Consider the following 17,260-nt stretch of genomic DNA (forward strand, 5'->3'; position numbering starts at 1 on the left):
GAAATAACAGAATTATATGCATCAAATAGCCGATCTTACTTCTATTTTCGAACACACTTTCTACCAAAGTCACAATACGCGCTTGGTTAAAGGTGAGCATGAGCCTATTTATATTCCCGCTAATGCTAATACCTCGTTTCATCAAATTGTGTTTGCGCATGGTTTCTACGCCAGTGCCTTGCACGAAATTGCTCACTGGCTGGTGGCTGGAGAAAAACGTCGTCTAGTAGAGGACTATGGCTATTGGTATTGCCCTGATGGCCGCGATAAGGCGCAGCAGGCTGAGTTTGAAGCGGTTGAAGTAAAACCGCAGGCCATTGAATGGGCACTGAGTGTTGCCGCGGGGTTTGATTTTAATGTCTCGGTTGATAATTTAAATGGCGAGCAAACCTGTCGATTTGATTTCCAAAAGCGTGTACATCAACAGCTTCAACAATTAATAAAAACTGGCTTTAATTCTCGCACTACCGCACTTTTAAAAGCGTTAAGTGATTTTTATAACACGCCATGGCCTTTAACTGCGGCGCAGTTTGTATGGCAACATCCTCAGGAGTTTAGTGATGCAGTTTAAATTAGGTTTAATCGTTAATCCGGTCGCAGGATTAGGTGGCAGTGTCGCACTTAAAGGCAGTGACGACATGACAGCCAAAGCAATAGAGCTTGGCGCAGAGCCGAAAGCCAATTTACGCACTAAAGCCGCACTTGAGGTATTGCTGTCTTATCAAGATCAAATAACAATTTATACTGTTAGTGACTTAATGGGTGAGAACACAGCGAAAGAGCTTGGTTTTAATACCGAGGTTGTTTATCAATGTGAAGATGAAAGCTGCGCTGGCGATACTGAAAATGCAGCCAAAGCCTTGCAACAATTAGGTGTTGATTTGATTTTATTTGCCGGTGGCGACGGCACGGCACGCAATATTTGTCATGCTGTAGAAGACGCAGTCCCCGTGCTTGGGATCCCAGCAGGTTGTAAAATTCATTCAGGGGTCTATGCCATTACCCCAAAAGCGGCTGGTCGAGTTGTTGAAATGCTAGTGAAAGGTGAGCTGGTCACCTTGGCTGATGCTGATGTGATGGATATTGACGAAGATGCGTTTCGTCAAGGAACAGTAAAAGCAAAACGTTATGGCGAAATGCAAGTACCGAGTGAAGTACGTTATGTGCAAGCGGTTAAAAACGGTGGTAAAGAAACCGATGAATTGGTGCTAGCCGATATTGCTGCGCACGTTGTTAGTGAAATGGAAGAAGATACCTTGTATGTGATGGGCAGCGGCTCAACAGTCGAAGCAATTATGCAAGAGATGGGGCTTGAAAACACCCTGTTAGGGGTTGATTTAGTTGAAAATCAAAGTTTACTTGCTCAAGATTTAACAGCGCAGCAGCTATTAGAGATTACCCAGCAACGCAGCACTAAATTAGTGATCACCCTAATTGGTGGGCAGGGGCATATTTTTGGCCGCGGTAATCAGCAATTAAGCCCCGCACTTATTCGCGCTGTTGGTAAAGACAATATTATTGTCGTGGCAACTAAAACCAAATTACAGGCTTTAAATGGCCGACCGCTTATTGCCGATACAGGTGATAGCGAATTAGATGATGAATTAAGCGGTTATATTCGGGTAACGACCGGATTTAACGACCATGTTATGTACGCTGTGGGTCACCAAGATAGCCTGCAAGCACAGGAGAAGTAATAGTGAGTTTAGTAAATTATATTGATGCAGCTCAACAGTATTTTGACGACTTAGTGATCAAAGCCACTGATGATGAGCTATTTGCCGGTGGTTATTTACGCGGCCATTTTGATTTAGCCGTGGGTTATGCGCAAGTTGAAGAACTGAACCTAGAAGTTGATGAACTTAACGAAACTGTTGAAAAAAGCCTAGTGAAGGCATATCGCAATGGCGAGCTTAATGAAGAAGATAAAGCCCTGGTTGTAAGACTATGGGATGAAGTAAAAGCATTAGCATAATACTCAACTCATACAAAAAACGGCTTTTTAGCCGTTTTTTTGTGCGCTTGAGATAATAACGTTCCTAAAAAGTGAGTTTTTATTCACTTAAAATTTACCTACCGTAGCATTTACGGTAGTGTATATACGTTAAACTTCTAGGGAATAAGCGAAATGAATAACAATAATGATGCGACAATGCCGACAGGGCTAGTTGCACGATTTTTAAACTTTGTAGAAAGGGTGGGTAACAAGCTACCTGATCCAGCGATTATCTTTTTGTTCGCCATGTTACTAATTTGGTTTTTGTCGTGGTGGCTATCGGGGGTTAATTTTGACGCTATCGATCCACGTACAGGCGAAGCCATTATTGTTAATAACATGCTGGCAAGCGACTCATTGGCGACCTTTTTATCGTCAATGGTCAAAACCTTTACAGGTTTTGCACCATTAGGTGTGGTGTTAGTGGCAATGCTAGGTGTTGGTGTGGCCGAACACTCAGGCTTTATTAATACCGGTTTAAAGCTCATGCTTAAAGTAACACCTAAGCAGCTGCTTACGCCGTCAATTATCCTTGTGGCAATTGTGAGTCATACAGCCACTGATGCAGGCTACGTGCTAGTTATTCCACTGGCGGGTGTTATTTTTTATGCCGCAGGACGCCATCCACTTGCAGGTATTGCTGCTGCATTTGCTGGGGTTAGCGGTGGTTTTGGTGCTAACTTTATTCCATCAGGGATCGACCCACTACTGCAAAGTTTTACCCAAAGTGCAGCACAAATTATCAATCCAGCGATGTCGATTAACCCGCTTAATAACTGGGCGTTTACCTCCGCTTCAAGCTTATTCATTATTTTACTAGGTTGGTACATTACAGATAAAATTATTGAACCACGGTTAAAAAACACCCCACTTGATGGCAATAAAGAAGACTTACCTGTATTTGAAGATGCCCGTAGTGATGAAAAACGCGCGTTTTTTATTGCAAGTGCTGTGATGGTTGCAGGGCTTGCGTTGTTAGCGTTTGTATCAGCACCAGCAGATTCAGCAATGCGCAGCGCAGATGGCTCGCTCACTAACTTCCGTTCACCGTTAATGCAGTCAATTGTACCGCTCATCTTCTTACTGTTTTGGATACCGGGTGCGGTTTATGGTTTTACCGTTGGTACCTTTAAAAGCTCTAAAGATATGATCGATGCCATGAGCAAAGCAATGAGCGGCATGGCGTATTACATTGTAATGGCGTTCTTCTGTGCTTTATTTATTGCCGCGTTTAGTAAATCTAATTTGGGCGCATTATTGGCAATAGAAGGGGCGCAGTTGTTAAAGGCCATGCAATTACCTAGTGCAGTAACTGTTGTGGGCATCATCTTTTTAACGGGCTTTGTTAACTTATTTGTGGGTTCGAGCTCTGCTAAATGGGCGTTACTAGGCCCTGTATTTGTGCCTATGCTGATGCAACTGGGTATTTCACCGGACTTAACCCAAGCGGCGTACCGAGTGGGCGATTCCAGTTCAAATATCATCACGCCATTAATGCCGTACTTCCCGCTGGTCGTGGTGTATTGCCAGAAATACGTCAAAGGCACAGGCATCGGCACGCTGATCGCCATGATGCTGCCATACTCAATCGCTTTTATGATCGGTTGGAGTTTATTTTTACTCGGCTACTGGGCATTAGGTATACCACTAGGCTTAGATGCAAGTTACGTTTATCCTGCTATAGCACCTTAATAACTAGGACGTAAACTTTAAAAAGGGGGCCTCATCATGAAAATGGTGAGGCTTTTATTTTAGTTTTAAATTTTATGAAAAACTAAACAAGCTCATTTTTTTTACTTTTGTTTACAAGTAATATTCATTACCTTGTATCTTCCGAAGGTTTTTTATACTATTATTGATGTTGACTACTATAAGGATTAAGGATTAAGGATTAAGGATTAAGGATTATGATTAAAAAACTATTTTTACTTATTGGTGTATATTTTTTATTTACATCAGCCCCTACACTAGCAAACTCTTGCCTAGATAGCTTGAAAAGTTCAAACCCAACTTGCCAACAGAGTTACTCTTATGATGTATTAGTTATGTATTTTAAGGATGCAGACAACAAAGAGCATAAAGTACATGCGAAGCGGGTGCGTCAAAAATCAACAGGGGCTTTAGTGCATGTTGACTATGATTTTGTGTCAAACTGTACAAATGATTGCAGCTCATTAGATGCAAAAACAAATGATATTCTTTGGGCATTTCGCACCGCTTATATGGAAAACAAACTTTATCAAAAAGTGATTTATAAATGCGATCCAACAGTCGAAGTTTGTTGTGATGAAACTGGCTGTACTGAAATATACGATGTAGATAAGCCATTGGATGAGAGTCGCTCTTCACTCGAAGAAGTTTATAATGATCATCAATTTATTCAGAAAAGAGGTAGTAAAAATAAAGATGGAGATTTGATTGATAAGTATATTGGCCGAGCTGATGGTGTTACTAACATAATAGATAAAATCATGCGTAATAGTTCCAACGGGCAACAAGTTAAGCAGGACATGGAGGAGGCAACTGCTCAACCATTGCAATTTCAAATTGTACAAACAGATACTGGTGCAACTTTCGTATGTGCTGTTACAGGAGCGTTTTGTAAAACAATTTCTGGGATAGCAACCTCAAGTGCTCACATGGCAAAGTTTGATTTATATCATGATAAAGGTGACAGATTTAATAGGAATCTACGAAACTTTTTAGAAGGCATTTATCAAGATGGACGAGAAATGACTTGTAGTCAATCAACATCATGTAGCTCAGATGGGAAAAACTGCACAATTAATATGACTTGCAGAAAGTATTAGTAATATTTGCTTCTGTATGAAAATACAGAAGCTTTTAATTTTAAATCAACTTCACTTCTCATAGCTAATTATAATTTTTTTCAGTAGTGGTGGATATAACGCCACCATTTTTATTGAGCATCTTTGTTATACGTATGTCTGGCAGGCCGTCCCCGGTAATATCTTTAATGATTATTTCTTTTTGATCACTGAAACTGGTAAAAGTAGAGAAAATAAGATTATCTTTCCTATTGATCACAAAAGGAGAGGGGGTAACGCTCGTTTCTTGTATTTCATAACTAGTGTCAGTAAAAGCTAAACTAGTTTTAAAGTTATCCGTCCATACCGTAGAACTTAAGTTATCATTTATAGCTGATATTACCGCAGGATTAGCCTTAACAGCTAAAGTAAATATAATAAGTAGTAGAGCAGTAAATAGCCTCATGATTTTTCCTTAACTAGCAGTTTGCGTGTGTTGATAAGTGGAAGATCATCAAAGCATAGTTACTTTGATGATCTTACATTTGCTATTTATAGGCTGATAGTTGAGTTATTATTTGAAGTAGGCAGGTTCTGCTGGTTTTGATCTTGTGCGCCAACATCTGTCGATGGGCTTGTTGATGAAGCAATATTATATGTAGCACCAGAAGAGCTTTGGATTTGTAGTACCAGAATATACGCTGTAGCACTTACTTCAAAGCCTGGGATCAAACCGGTTACCATAAGATCAACATCCACAGAGCCGTTACTGTTGACTAAGTTCTTGCATTGCTTCTTTGATTTCTTGCTTGTGCGTTTCGGCATTGGCACCGAAACCAAGCCAGCCCCAAAAGCCACTAACACCCCCAGGTATACTGTATTCAGACACCATTTTTTGATAGGTGCGAGAGCTTTCTAGATTTACAATCGAAAAATCAAACGAGCCAGACATTTTTGCCCAAGCACCTGCACCGGATACCGTGACCCCGCCCCCTGAAATAGTCCCTTTTTTTCTGAGAGCTGCCAAGTTTCAGCTTCAGTTGATGCAAGCGCGGTTTTATTCGCAGGAGTCGTATTCGTGACTAAGATTGTTGTTGGATTCGAAAATATAGTAAGTGTATTTGACATGATAAATCTCCATTTTAAGTTTGCTGAGTATTAACTTGAATAAAGTGCATATTCTCCCTAGCTTTGATCACCCAATGGCATTAACTTTGATCGCTTATTCTCATTAAGCTTTGATCACGAAAATTACTTGATAATGATCACTTTTGTGTTCTTAATAATTTTGCCGATCAAAGCTTAATGCCACTCGTTACCGAGTTCACGTTTTATCATTTTTGTAGGTATGTTAAACCGTTATCTAAATCGTTTGATGAGGATAACAATCATGTCAACAAGACCTATATCTATGAGTAAATTACAGGCTATTTTACGGCTGAAATATTCAGCTAAATTATCCCATCGAGAGATTGCCAGAAGCTTAAATATCTCCCCTGGTACCGTCGCTAATTACGTTAAAAAAGCCAATGAGTTAGGCTTAAACCAATGGCCGTTACCTGAAGATAAGCAACACGGTGCTTTTCTTAATACAAAAATCAGGGACTTCTCAACCCGTCAAAAAAGATACCCAACACCTGATTGGCTCGCTATCAACAGGGATTTAAAGCAGCATAAACATTTAACGTTGCAGTTAGTATTCGATGAATTACTTGAGAAAATCGGTGAGCCTTATTACAGCTACAGCCACTTCTGCCGCGCCTACCGGGAATGGTTGGGAAAACAACGGTTATCGATGCGTCAACATCATAAAGGTGGTGAAAAGCTGTTTGTGGATTATTGTGGCCCCACATTGACCATCACATGCCCTACAACGCAGAAGACACGGACTGCTCAAGTGTTTGTTGCCGTACTCGGCGCATCAAATTATACCTATGCTGAAGCAACGTATAGCCAACAACTTGAAGATTGGGTGATGAGTCATGCCCGTTGCTTTGCGTTTTTAGGCGGTGTACCAGCGCTTGTTATTCCCGATAATCTCAGAAGTGCTGTCAGTAAACCCTGTCGCTACGAGCCAGATTTAAACCCCACGTATCATCAATTAGCTGAGTATTTTAACGTCGCTGTCATACCTGCTAGACCTTATAAACCCAAAGATAAATCGAAGGCTGAAGTCGGTGTACAAATTGTTGAGCGTTGGATCATGGCACGTCTGCGTAACCAAACCTTCTACAGCTTAGCGCACCTAAATCAAGAAATAGCAAAGCTACTTGATGTAATGAACAATAAGGTTATGAAGCAATATCAACAGTCACGTAAACAGCTATTTGATAGGGTGGATAAAAGCGCATTAAAGCCATTGCCAGAAAAGCCCTATCACTATACACAAATTAAAACGGTGCGAGTACACATTGATTATCATGTTGAAATAGAAAAACATTATTACAGTGTGCCGTATCAATGGGTTAAGAAACAATTACGCGCACATATAACCAATCAGCTAGTACAGCTTTATCATGACGATACCTTAATCGCACAGCATCCGCGCTCACACCGTTTAGGTGGGCATACAACACAGTCTCATCATATGCCTCTGGCGCATCAAAAACAGCATGAGCAGTCACCGATAAATTTACGCTCATGGGCATTAAGTATCGGGGAGTATACCCACCAAGTTATTGAGTTACAGCTCAGTGGACGGCGTCACCCCGAGCATGCTTATCGCGCCTGTTTAGGGGTGTTGAGTTTAGCTAAAATCTATTCAAAAGAGCGGCTTGAGCAAGCGTGTTATCGCGCAATCGTGATGAATACGACCACACTCAAATCAATAAAGCAGATGCTGAAGAAAGGGTTGGATCAACAACCGTTACCCACACAGCAAACAGAGCCAGAAAAGCCAATTACACACAGCAACATACGTGGTACAGATTATTACCATTAAGGAATGAAAACATGATAGATACCATTAACCAGCAACTTCAACTACTCAAGTTATCGGGTATAAAGCAAGCACTCAAGCAGCAGCTTGAACAGCCAAATCTATATCAAGAACAAAGCTTTATAGAGCGCATCAGTTTATTGCTAACACATGAAATTGACTCGCGTGAGCAAAGAAAAATCGACCGACTCGTACGCCACGCTAAATTCCGCTTACCGGCTCAGTTAAATCAACTGATTTACTCGCCGACACGCAATATAGAAAAAGCACAGATACGTAACTTAAGCCAAAATAGCTGGCTGAACTTACACCAAAATATCTTAATCACTGGCGCAACAGGCTGTGGAAAAACCTACCTCGCATGTGCATTAGGGCATGAACACTGTTTGCAAGGAAAAAGTGTTTACTATATTCGATTGAAAGAACTACTTGAAAGCCTGTTTCTAGCACAAGCAGATGGCAGTTACCGGAAATTACTGGCGAAGCTAATAAAGTATGATCTACTGATTTTAGACGACTGGGGTCTTGAACCACTGAGTGCGCAACAACGAGGTGACTTACTCGAATTAATCGATGCGCGGTATGGATATAAATCACACATAATTATAAGCCAGCTCCCGCAGGAAAACTGGCATGAGATGATAGGAGAATCAACTCACGCTGACGCCATTTTAGATAGGCTAATTCATGGTTCGATTAAGTTGAACTTAAAAGGAGAATCGATACGAAAACAACTAAATAAATTGACTGATGATGATCAGTTAAGCTAATTTAAAAATGGCTCTACAAAATGATAAATCAGGTGATCAAAGCTGATGAGAATCGGTGATCAAAGTCATGAGAATACGCATAAAGATGTATTCCTTATCCCACAAACTTTATAGTTGAGAAAATCACCATTGTTCTACATGAAAAATTTATAACGCAGTTAGCGCTTTATTTAGCCCGCTAGAATGGTTAAATATTTAAGTCGATTGGTATTACATACTATTACAAGTAATAAAGTGAAGGTTTGCCTAGGACTGAGATTTACTGCTGTAACGCTGTGCTAAAAAAAAACCTTGGCACTTTCGTGGCAAGGTTTTTTTATTAAAGAGACGTTGCTTATTTAGCTGTAAAGCTTACTGGGCGACGTTCTTTACGAGGACCGCTACGCTTATCACCGCGAGGGCCGTCATTGCGCTTCCTGTCACCAGCTGGGCGTTCGCTGCGCTCAGGGCGCTCAGAAGCTGCTTCAGCTTTTGTCAGTGTCATTCCCATTGGGCGTTTACAAATAAACACTTTTTGGAAGTGATCTAATACATCTTTCGGCATGTTTTGCGGTAGTTGTACCGTACTGTGACTGTCGTGAAGACGAATGTCACCAATAAACTTGCTTGAGATATCAGCTTCGTTAGCGATTGCACCCACAATGTTCTTAACCTGAACACCATGCTCACGACCCACTTCGATACGGTATGTATCCATAGGACCTGCATCACGGCTATTACGCTCACGAGGTTTTGAATCACGGTCACGAGTAGGGCGATCACCACGCTCGTTACGACGGCCACGATCACCACGGTCATTACGTGAGTTACGTTCGCTACGCTCACGTTGCTGAACTTTAACTTCTTCAACTTTAATTGGTGATTGTTGCTGTGCTAAACACAGTAATGCACCCGCTAGGTCTTCAGGAGTAAGTTCAAGCTTTTGCGCCATATTAGCAGCGACTTCATTAAAGAAAGTAATATCTTTGTTTTCAAGTGCAAGGCTAAGCTTGGCTTGTAATGCTGCGATACGTTTTTCTTCAACTACTTTTGCCGTTGGTAATTCAACTTGTGCAATATCTGAATTCGTATGACGAATGATATTTTTAAGTAAATAACGTTCGTTATGTTTTACGAAAAGAATCGCTTTACCAGTACGACCAGCACGACCTGTACGGCCGATACGGTGAACGTAGGCTTCAGAGTCTTGCGGAATATCGTAGTTGATAACAAGGCTTAAACGGTCAACATCTAGACCACGTGCCGCAACGTCAGTTGCGATAACAATGTTTAACATGCCGCTTTTTAAGCGATCAACTGTGCGTTCACGTGCTTGCTGGTTCATGTCGCCGTTAAGTGGCGCAGCAGAGAAACCTTCGCGCTCTAATAACTCAGCAAGTTGTACAGTGTCGTTACGTGTACGTACGAAAACAATCGCACCTTCGTATTGTTCAGCTTCTAAGAAACGAACAATCGCTTTATTCTTGTGTACGCTGGCATTCCAAAACACTTGCTCAACAGATGATACAGTTGAGTTACGCGCAGAAATATGAACCTGTTCAGGGTTATTCATATATTTGCTGCTGATGTTTTGAATTTGCTTAGGCATAGTCGCAGAGAAAAGACATGTTTGCTTTTCACGCGGTGTTTTTTCCATGATGTTTTCAACATCATCGATAAAGCCCATACGTAACATTTCATCGGCTTCATCAAGAACAAGCGCTTGTAAGCTGTCGAACTTGATTGTACCGCGGTTAATATGATCGATTAAGCGACCAGGTGTCGCGACAATAATTTGCGCGCCTCGACGAAGTGCACTTAATTGGATGCTGTAGCTCTGGCCACCATAAAGTGCCAACACTTCAACACCACGAGTGTGTTTAGCATATTGTTCGAATGCCTCAGCTACTTGGATCGCAAGCTCACGGGTTGGTGTGAGAACAAGGATCTGTGGCTGCTTCACAGACGGGTCAATATTATTAAGTAATGGCAGTGCAAATGCTGCTGTTTTACCTGTACCCGTTTGCGCTAGTCCCAGTACGTCCTTTCTTTCTAGCAATAACGGTATACATTGAGCTTGGATTTCAGATGGTGTCTTGTAACCCAACTCTTCAACTGCTTTTAAAATTGCAGGAGAAAGATTTAGAGATTCAAACGTGACTGGTTCTGACATTAATACGCCTCAACGAATTTAAAGAGGCGCGCATTGTATAGGAAATACGAGGCAATTGCTTGTATAAATTACAACTAATTTGTATGTGGTTGATGTTGGTCATAATTTAACCAGCTTGATTGAGGTCAAATTAAGCTGGTTAACATATTTGATACAGAACTTATTGATAAAGTCCAAGATTTTCTTTTGCGTATGCTTCAAACTCAGTGAAACCACCAATGTGTTTTTGGTCAACAAAAATTTGCGGCACAGTTGGACAAGGTTTACCTGCTGATTGCTCTAAATCAGCTTTACTGACGCCTTCTTTAATAATATCAACATAACGAAATTTAAAATCATCGCGTTCATCAGCTAGTTTCTGTGCAACATCTTTTGCACGAACACAAAATGGGCAGCCTTCACGGCCAAAAATTACAGTTAACATATCGCTCTCCTCGATTTAATTTGAACCTATCATAACTAACTTACTAAAAATATATAGCGTAAAAATGCGATTGGCGTATTCCATTTTTTTAATTGTTGGCACGTAAGCTAATACCTAATTCACTCGAATAGCCCATTGAACGGGCCGTGATCTGCAGTTGTTCATTAATCACATAATAAGTAGGAAAGGCGCTGATTTTATAATTTTTTTGGGTGTTTTTATCGCCGAGCAAAATAGGCATTGTGAGTTTTAGTCCGTCAACAAACTGTATAATCTCGTGTTGATTTTTATAATCAAGCGCAATACCAACGGCATTAATATCAGAGTCAAGTAGCGCTGCTTCTAGATTTGGCATGCTGTATTTGCACACTGTGCACCAGGGCGCAAAAAAGTATATAACAGTCGTTTTGCCTTTAAGTTCAGCAATACTTAAACGTGTATCAGTAGCGCTTAGTAACGGTAAGTTAAAGTAAGGGGCTGGACTGCTATCTGTTTTTAGTAAATTGCGCTCCTGGAATGCACTAACCAGAAAAAAGATTATTGCTGCTAAAGCTATGTTTATTAGTGTACTGCGTAAAAGTTTCAAACACATCTCCAAGGTTAGTTGCATTTTTATGGTTGAATTAATCAGTTTAACCCTAAGGTCTAGTAAAACCATGTAAATGTTTAAATTTTATTTTTAACAGGAGAACATGATTATGAGTAACACTATACAACCGGCAATGAAAATGCCTACCTTTAAAGCAAATGGTATTGATGGCAAATCTTTTGATTTAACGCAGCGGCAGACTGATCTGCCATGGAAGATGATTGTTGTGTACCGTGGCAAGCATTGCCCATTATGTACCAAACAATTAAATGCATTGGCGAAAATGAAAGGTGACTTTTCTGACGCAGGAGTTGAGTTAGCTGCGGTTAGTGCTGATAGTTCAGAGCAACTTAAGCAGCATCTTAATGATTTAGATGTCAATTTCCCTTTATATAGCGGGTTAACTTTAGTGCAAATGAGTGATTTTGGTTTGTATATTAGTGAGCCTCGTAATGAAAATGAGACCGACCATCCATTTTCAGAACCAGCTATATTTGTACTGAATGAGCAAAATCAAATTCAGATTTTAGATAAATCGAATGCACCATTTTCACGTCCTGATCTAAATGCGCTTCTATCGGGAATTAAATTTATTCGTGAAAACGATTACCCAATTCGTGGCACACTCGCGCCATAAAAGTACTTTGAGGCACGCTTAATGCGTGTCTCTGACATTTTTTTAAATTTTTTTATTTATTTACTTGAAAACAATTTTGCCGTCCATATATAGTTTAATGAGGACGCCTGATGGGTCCCAAACCAAACAGAAGTAATTGAAATTTATATTATTAATTAAACTTTGCCCGTGCTTGTTCAACCGAAAAGCACCTGCAAAATATCGCTTAAATATGAGGATATTATTATGCGTACAGTAGACTTATCACCACTTTATCGTTCATTCATTGGTTTCGATCATTTAGCATCTTTAATGGATGCGGCAGCTCGCACAGACAAGCAGCCAAGTTTTCCTCCTTATAACATTGAAGCACTCGATAAAGACAAATATCGCATCACTATGGCTGTGGCCGGTTTTAGTGATAATGAACTGACTATCGAGTCAGAAAACAACACTTTAAAAGTAGCCGGTATCAAAGCTGATAAAGGTGAAACTGAAGAACGTAAATTTATTCATCAAGGTATCGCAGAACGTAACTTTGAGCGTAAGTTTCAGCTAGGCGACCATGTCAAAGTACTGGGTGCTGATCTAGCGAATGGCTTATTAAGTATCGATTTACAGCGTGAAATACCTGAAGCACTTAAACCACGTAAAATTGAAATTGGCAGTGGTAACTTGCTAGAAGGGAAATAACGAACCCTTTGACATTTTTCTCCCTGATTTAATTGTTATTTTTAGCCGCCTCAATTGAGGCGGCTTTTTAATGTTTGTTTAATGAGTGTCGTTTTCACACAGTAATAATAGTGAAGGGAATACCTTATCGTGTTAGAGCTTTTCTATATTATCTAGGCACCACTGCGCTCTATTAAGAATAGCTTGCTGCTGCTCTTGAGGTTGCTTTTGCCAATTTTTATAGACCATACCAATCCGAGGATTACTCGCTAAGCGCGTTTGATGGCTGTGCATAAATTGCCAGTATAAGCTGTTAAACGGGCAGGCCGTGATTTCAGTTTTTTGCTGTACCTTGTAGTGACAATTTTTACAGTAATCACTCATTTTGTTTATGTAGTTACCGCTTGCAGCATACGGTTTGGTGGCGATAAGACCACCATCAGCAAATTGACTCATCCCACGGGTGTTAGGCATCTCTACCCATTCAATAGCATCGATGTAAATGCCTAAATACCAGCTATCAACTTCCTTTGGATCAATACCGGTTAATAAGCAAAAGTTACCAGTGATCATTAAGCGTTGTATATGATGCGCATAGGCGGTTTCCAAACTTTGCGTGATTGCTTGTTTCATGCAGTTCATTTTTGTTTTGCCACTCCAAAAGTAATCGGGTATCGAGCGGTTGGCATGTAGTGCATTTTTAGTTGCGTAAGCGGGCATATTTTGCCAATAGATCCCTCTAACATACTCACGCCATCCTAAAATCTGCCTGATGAATCCTTCAACTTGGGCAAGATTGATCTGATCTTGGCGTGCTGTAAATTCAGCGAGGACTCGATTAATAACGTGCATTGGGTGCAACATCTTAGTGTTTAACGCAAACGCTAATCGGCTATGATATAAGCTCCATTGGTGTGGACTTTGACAGGTCATAGCGTCTTGAAATTGTCCAAATTTGGGTAAAAGGTCACTGCAAAAATAGTCGAGTAATTGCTTTGCTTGCGCGCGACTCGTTGGCCATAGTAAGGTTGTTGAACATTGACCAAAAGTATTTACGCGGTGCCTTTTGATGCGCTGTAAAATGACCTCAATATTATTGGTAAATATCTTTGGTTTAGGGATGGTGGCTAAATCGGTTTTTTTTAACTTGTTACGGTTGTCTTGATCAAAATTCCATTGCCCTCCTTGCGGTGCATTATCTTGTATTAGTATATTAAAGCGCTTACGCATCATGCGATAAAAAAATTCCATCTTTACCTGTTTATCTTTTGTAAAGTGATCGCCAATGTCAGCATAAGGTAATAAAAAATGTTCGCTATCGCAGCCACTTACTTTTAAGCTACTGCGTGATTTAAACTGCAGCATTTGTTGTTGCAGGCGATACTCATCAGGATACTGATATTGAATTTGCTGGCACTGATATTGCTCGGCTAAGCGCGTTAATAGTAATGTGATGCAAGCATCGTTCTGGGTATCATCTAAGGTTAAATGAAGTACATTTAATTGGGCTTTTTTGAGCGCAGCGGCAAAGTTTTCCATTGCTGTGAAAAACGCCACCACTTTTTGTATATGGTGTTTTACATAATCGGTTTCTTGTTTTAATTCAGCAATGACATAAAGGTATTGCGTTTGGTTCTCTTCTTTATACCAACTGTGGTTAGCGTTGAGTTGATCGCCAAAAATAAATCGCAGCGTTTTATACATTATAAGTTTTGCCCAAAATAACTCTATACGGACTAAGGTAGCAATTAGATCGCATTTATTAATTCCCAAAGCCGTGGTATATAGATATAAGAACCTGTGTAGGTTAACTACATGAACGAAGGAATGTCGGCTATGAACAAACATCAGTGTAATATTCGAAAATTAAAAATTATTTTACCTTGCTTCATTACGCTCAGCTTTGTTGCGCCGTTGCATGCAAGTGTTTATAAGTGTGAAAAAGAAGGTGAGGTGGAGTTTAGCCAATTTCCATGTGGAGATAATGCAAAGCTCATTACAGTGAAGGAGCAAAACCCTGCTGTACCCAGTAACATTGTTACTCATGGCGATATGAATACATCCGAGGTAGATACATATATCCGTACTAAACAAATTGATGCGGATATTCAGCAACACCAAGATAAGATTGATACTTTTAGCGAAAAAATGAATGCGGAGATCGCTGGATTACGGGATCAATCTGATGCGCAATTAAATAATTTATCCGGTGCCAAAAAAGAAACGGCGATTGCTAACCAAATGGCTAGTGTGTCAGAGCGCTATAATGTATTAATTGAGCGCGAGCAGCGAGACATCGACCGTCTATTAAAAGAAAAGTTAGCCTTGCAAAGTATGACAAACAGCTCCGAAATTGACGAGCAATCAACACAGAGCAAAGACATTGATTCATTTATTCGTGGGCAAGAGATCAAGCGTGATATTGAACAACGGCAATCAAAAATTGATACTTATCAAGCGCAAATGGATAAACAAATAGCGACACTTGAAGCGCAAGCTAGTGAACAACCAAAAAACTTAACCGATGCGACTTTTGATAATTCATTATCGCGAAAAATGACCGCGATAACGTCAAAATACGCGACTCTGATTGATGTAGAACAACGCCAAATAGATCGCTTATTACAAGAGTTAGCCACTTTACAATAAAACAGATGGCATATTAACCGCTATTTTTTTTCAAGGACTCTGTGGCTTTTGTGTATTTGAGTATTAATAGCTACTACATTACTAAAGTTAAATAAATATGATTTAACGATATTTTTAAATAGTCGTAATGAGTAGCTCCAAGCAATTTGTGCTTTATGTGTAAAGTGATTGCCTAAATGAATTTGTAATGTGTTATAGAAAGCATCACAAAGTAAGTTGACATCAGTATTGCTGATACCTAATTTTGCTAAGTTATTAGCGTGATGCTCTATAAAAGTAGTCACCATAGATAGATTATCTAAATGACTTAATGTTCTTTCCAAAGCACAATAGAGTATGTAACTTTTTTCGCTGATAGCGTTACTACTCGGACACTTTATTGTAAGTGCTTGACGCTTCAGTTGAACCTGAAAAGTGACAGTAAAGCAGTGGAAGTTTGGTTTTATTATTGCAATATTTTGCAATAATAGTTTTTGTTGGTCATTACTAATACACATAGGTTTATTCGCTCTAAGTAAAACTATTTCACTCACTTTAAGTAAAGTGTAGTTGGAGAATTCAACTGTGTTTGTAAAAAGTAGTAAAGGACTTGCTGTGAAATACGTTATTAGTGATTTAGATCAACTTTATTGCATATAGCTCAATAATTAATAGCCGTTCAATTAAAGTTAATTGTTCAGCTGTGTAATCTTGCACTTTAACTTTATAGTCTAAGTATTCTTTATGAGTTTTTGGTTGCTAATTATGCCAAGGCTCTCTATAATAGCCGCCATTGTTTAGCTTAGTTGATTAGCTAGATGGGTATCGTATAGTTTGATACCAGTTGGCGCGGGATGGAGCAGCCTGGTAGCTCGTCGGGCTCATAACCCGAAGGTCGTCGGTTCAAATCCGGCTCCCGCAACCAAATTCTTGGAGTTAGTTCTCGTTTTAACGATTCTAAGATTTTGTTGCCATACTTATGAGTAGCGATTTTAGTTACTGATTTGAAGTCGCGCATTCTATGTAATGCGCGTTTTGCGTTTAAGCCTTTGGGTTTATTTAGGCGGTGTTTGCTGCCCGCAGCCAAGCTTGGCCCATGGCCACACAGTTTTATGCTTTAGGTGTGACGCCCCGCTTGGTTCGGGGCGTTGTTGTATCTGCACCACTTGATTTTTACTCAAGGAATAAGCTAGGTATTTTAGGGCTATAAGCCCTTTTTTTGTTTGTATGGAGGATTTTCGTGACAAAACTTGAGCAAGATTTATTAACCATGCTTTCACCGTCAGTTGAGATGTTAGGCTTTGAATTACATGGTCTAGAGTTTGTGCAAGCGGGTCGCCATTCTACGCTTAGGGTCTATATCGATCATGAAGCGGGGATTTCGGTTGATAATTGTGCTGATGCAAGTCGTCAAATAAGTGCGATTTTAGATGTCGAAGACCCAATTACAAATGAATATGATTTGGAAGTATCGTCTCCTGGTGTTGATCGTCTATTATTCAAACAAGATCACTACGAGAAGGCACAAGGAGAGGAAGTACGTGTACGTACTAAGCTTCCGCAAGATGGTCGTCGTAATTTTAAAGGCGATTTAGTTTCAGTTAGCAGTGATATGATCACACTTTCAAGTGACGGCACTGAACACTTAATCATGCTCAGTAACATTGAACGTGCGAACATTATCGCAAAGTTTTAATTTCGAGTGCG

At 40.0% G+C, this 17,260-nt stretch carries 19 protein-coding genes and 1 tRNA gene; 12 read left to right on the forward strand and 8 right to left on the reverse strand.

The window, feature by feature from the left end:
- Positions 1-16: 16 nt before the first annotated feature.
- The 5 genes from KAN5_RS02955 to KAN5_RS02975 all read left to right on the forward strand — a co-directional run bounded on the left by KAN5_RS02955 (position 17) and on the right by KAN5_RS02975 (position 4,806).
- Positions 17-571, forward strand: a complete 555-nt coding sequence (locus tag KAN5_RS02955) for an elongation factor P hydroxylase (protein ID WP_016710267.1) — start codon at positions 17-19, stop codon at positions 569-571.
- On the forward strand, positions 561-1,697 hold the full coding sequence (locus KAN5_RS02960; protein WP_244390431.1) for an ATP-NAD kinase family protein: 1,137 nt from the start codon (positions 561-563) through the stop codon (positions 1,695-1,697). The genes KAN5_RS02955 and KAN5_RS02960 overlap by 11 nt, the downstream gene beginning before the upstream one ends.
- A gap of 2 nt (positions 1,698-1,699) precedes the next feature.
- Entirely contained in the window at positions 1,700-1,975 is a 276-nt protein-coding gene (locus tag KAN5_RS02965; RefSeq protein ID WP_138554387.1) for a YfcL family protein, read from the forward strand.
- Positions 1,976-2,128: 153 nt separating this feature from the next.
- Positions 2,129-3,688: an AbgT family transporter gene (locus tag KAN5_RS02970; protein WP_016710270.1), complete on the forward strand. Its 1,560-nt coding sequence runs from the start codon at positions 2,129-2,131 to the stop codon at positions 3,686-3,688.
- A gap of 215 nt (positions 3,689-3,903) precedes the next feature.
- The gene (locus tag KAN5_RS02975) at positions 3,904-4,806 is read left to right on the forward strand and encodes a hypothetical protein (protein WP_016710271.1); all 903 of its coding nucleotides are present in this window, start codon (positions 3,904-3,906) and stop codon (positions 4,804-4,806) included.
- 64 nt (positions 4,807-4,870) lie between these two features.
- Here KAN5_RS02975 and KAN5_RS02980 read toward each other — a convergent pair whose 3' ends face one another.
- The 3 genes from KAN5_RS02980 to KAN5_RS02990 form a co-directional block, all read right to left on the reverse strand.
- Positions 4,871-5,230 (reverse strand): hypothetical protein, encoded by a 360-nt coding sequence (locus KAN5_RS02980; RefSeq protein ID WP_244390432.1) that lies wholly within the window; start codon positions 5,228-5,230, stop codon positions 4,871-4,873.
- Between the two features lie 86 nt (positions 5,231-5,316).
- On the reverse strand, positions 5,317-5,523 hold the full coding sequence (locus KAN5_RS02985) for a hypothetical protein (protein ID WP_084440777.1): 207 nt from the start codon (positions 5,521-5,523) through the stop codon (positions 5,317-5,319).
- 7 nt (positions 5,524-5,530) lie between these two features.
- Entirely contained in the window at positions 5,531-5,791 is a 261-nt protein-coding gene (locus KAN5_RS02990) for a hypothetical protein (protein WP_050901607.1), read from the reverse strand.
- A 363-nt stretch (positions 5,792-6,154) separates the two neighbouring features.
- Here KAN5_RS02990 and istA point away from each other — a divergent pair, with 363 nt between their 5' ends.
- Positions 6,155-7,705 (forward strand): IS21 family transposase, encoded by a 1,551-nt coding sequence (gene istA / locus KAN5_RS02995; protein ID WP_029216306.1) that lies wholly within the window; start codon positions 6,155-6,157, stop codon positions 7,703-7,705.
- Positions 7,706-7,716: 11 nt separating this feature from the next.
- A complete protein-coding gene (gene istB, locus KAN5_RS03000) occupies positions 7,717-8,472 on the forward strand; it encodes an IS21-like element helper ATPase IstB (protein WP_016710687.1) in 756 nt (251 codons plus the stop codon).
- 334 nt (positions 8,473-8,806) lie between these two features.
- Here istB and KAN5_RS03005 read toward each other — a convergent pair whose 3' ends face one another.
- The 3 genes from KAN5_RS03005 to KAN5_RS03015 all read right to left on the reverse strand — a co-directional run bounded on the left by KAN5_RS03005 (position 8,807) and on the right by KAN5_RS03015 (position 11,634).
- Entirely contained in the window at positions 8,807-10,624 is a 1,818-nt protein-coding gene (locus tag KAN5_RS03005; protein ID WP_016707672.1) for a DEAD/DEAH box helicase, read from the reverse strand.
- 160 nt (positions 10,625-10,784) lie between these two features.
- Entirely contained in the window at positions 10,785-11,048 is a 264-nt protein-coding gene (locus KAN5_RS03010) for a GrxA family glutaredoxin (protein WP_016707671.1), read from the reverse strand.
- Positions 11,049-11,136: 88 nt separating this feature from the next.
- Complete coding sequence (locus KAN5_RS03015) at positions 11,137-11,634, reverse strand: TlpA disulfide reductase family protein (protein WP_244390433.1); 498 nt, start codon at positions 11,632-11,634, stop codon at positions 11,137-11,139.
- A 112-nt stretch (positions 11,635-11,746) separates the two neighbouring features.
- On the opposite strand from KAN5_RS03015, the gene KAN5_RS03020 reads away from it, so the two are divergent.
- Both KAN5_RS03020 and KAN5_RS03025 read left to right on the forward strand, forming a co-directional pair.
- The gene (locus tag KAN5_RS03020) at positions 11,747-12,274 is read left to right on the forward strand and encodes a redoxin domain-containing protein (RefSeq protein WP_029216061.1); all 528 of its coding nucleotides are present in this window, start codon (positions 11,747-11,749) and stop codon (positions 12,272-12,274) included.
- A gap of 225 nt (positions 12,275-12,499) precedes the next feature.
- Positions 12,500-12,946, forward strand: coding sequence for an Hsp20 family protein (locus KAN5_RS03025; protein WP_138554391.1), 447 nt, complete (start codon positions 12,500-12,502; stop codon positions 12,944-12,946).
- 132 nt (positions 12,947-13,078) lie between these two features.
- Here the strand turns inward: KAN5_RS03025 and KAN5_RS03030 are convergent, their stop codons facing one another.
- A complete protein-coding gene (locus KAN5_RS03030) occupies positions 13,079-14,629 on the reverse strand; it encodes a cryptochrome/photolyase family protein (RefSeq protein ID WP_244390435.1) in 1,551 nt (516 codons plus the stop codon).
- Positions 14,630-14,761: 132 nt separating this feature from the next.
- On the opposite strand from KAN5_RS03030, the gene KAN5_RS03035 reads away from it, so the two are divergent.
- Positions 14,762-15,574, forward strand: a complete 813-nt coding sequence (locus KAN5_RS03035) for a hypothetical protein (protein ID WP_138554392.1) — start codon at positions 14,762-14,764, stop codon at positions 15,572-15,574.
- 20 nt (positions 15,575-15,594) lie between these two features.
- Here the strand turns inward: KAN5_RS03035 and KAN5_RS03040 are convergent, their stop codons facing one another.
- Positions 15,595-16,071: a globin gene (locus tag KAN5_RS03040; RefSeq protein ID WP_244390436.1), complete on the reverse strand. Its 477-nt coding sequence runs from the start codon at positions 16,069-16,071 to the stop codon at positions 15,595-15,597.
- 330 nt (positions 16,072-16,401) lie between these two features.
- Here KAN5_RS03040 and KAN5_RS03045 point away from each other — a divergent pair.
- Positions 16,402-16,478 (forward strand) — tRNA-Met (locus tag KAN5_RS03045).
- A gap of 315 nt (positions 16,479-16,793) precedes the next feature.
- Positions 16,794-17,249, forward strand: coding sequence for a ribosome maturation factor RimP (rimP, locus tag KAN5_RS03050; protein ID WP_016707664.1), 456 nt, complete (start codon positions 16,794-16,796; stop codon positions 17,247-17,249).
- The last annotated feature ends 11 nt before the right edge of the window (positions 17,250-17,260 follow it).

It is taken from the genome of Pseudoalteromonas sp. KAN5, from assembly GCF_022846535.1.
Taxonomy (GTDB): domain Bacteria; phylum Pseudomonadota; class Gammaproteobacteria; order Enterobacterales; family Alteromonadaceae; genus Pseudoalteromonas; species Pseudoalteromonas haloplanktis.

Excerpts from the sequence above, each read along its gene's own strand:
- KAN5_RS02955 (WP_016710267.1), top strand. The coding sequence starts at position 17 with ATGCATCAAATAGCCGATCTTACTTCTATTTTCGAACACACTTTCTAC.
- KAN5_RS02960 (WP_244390431.1), top strand. The coding sequence starts at position 561 with ATGCAGTTTAAATTAGGTTTAATCGTTAATCCGGTCGCAGGATTAGGT.
- KAN5_RS02970 (WP_016710270.1), top strand. The coding sequence starts at position 2,129 with ATGAATAACAATAATGATGCGACAATGCCGACAGGGCTAGTTGCACGA.
- KAN5_RS02975 (WP_016710271.1), top strand. The coding sequence starts at position 3,904 with ATGATTAAAAAACTATTTTTACTTATTGGTGTATATTTTTTATTTACA.
- KAN5_RS02980 (WP_244390432.1), bottom strand. The coding sequence starts at position 5,230 with ATGAGGCTATTTACTGCTCTACTACTTATTATATTTACTTTAGCTGTT.
- istA (WP_029216306.1), top strand. The coding sequence starts at position 6,155 with ATGTCAACAAGACCTATATCTATGAGTAAATTACAGGCTATTTTACGG.
- istB (WP_016710687.1), top strand. The coding sequence starts at position 7,717 with ATGATAGATACCATTAACCAGCAACTTCAACTACTCAAGTTATCGGGT.
- KAN5_RS03005 (WP_016707672.1), bottom strand. The coding sequence starts at position 10,624 with ATGTCAGAACCAGTCACGTTTGAATCTCTAAATCTTTCTCCTGCAATT.
- KAN5_RS03010 (WP_016707671.1), bottom strand. The coding sequence starts at position 11,048 with ATGTTAACTGTAATTTTTGGCCGTGAAGGCTGCCCATTTTGTGTTCGT.
- KAN5_RS03020 (WP_029216061.1), top strand. The coding sequence starts at position 11,747 with ATGAGTAACACTATACAACCGGCAATGAAAATGCCTACCTTTAAAGCA.
- KAN5_RS03025 (WP_138554391.1), top strand. The coding sequence starts at position 12,500 with ATGCGTACAGTAGACTTATCACCACTTTATCGTTCATTCATTGGTTTC.
- KAN5_RS03030 (WP_244390435.1), bottom strand. The coding sequence starts at position 14,629 with ATGTATAAAACGCTGCGATTTATTTTTGGCGATCAACTCAACGCTAAC.
- KAN5_RS03035 (WP_138554392.1), top strand. The coding sequence starts at position 14,762 with ATGAACAAACATCAGTGTAATATTCGAAAATTAAAAATTATTTTACCT.
- KAN5_RS03040 (WP_244390436.1), bottom strand. The coding sequence starts at position 16,071 with ATGTGTATTAGTAATGACCAACAAAAACTATTATTGCAAAATATTGCA.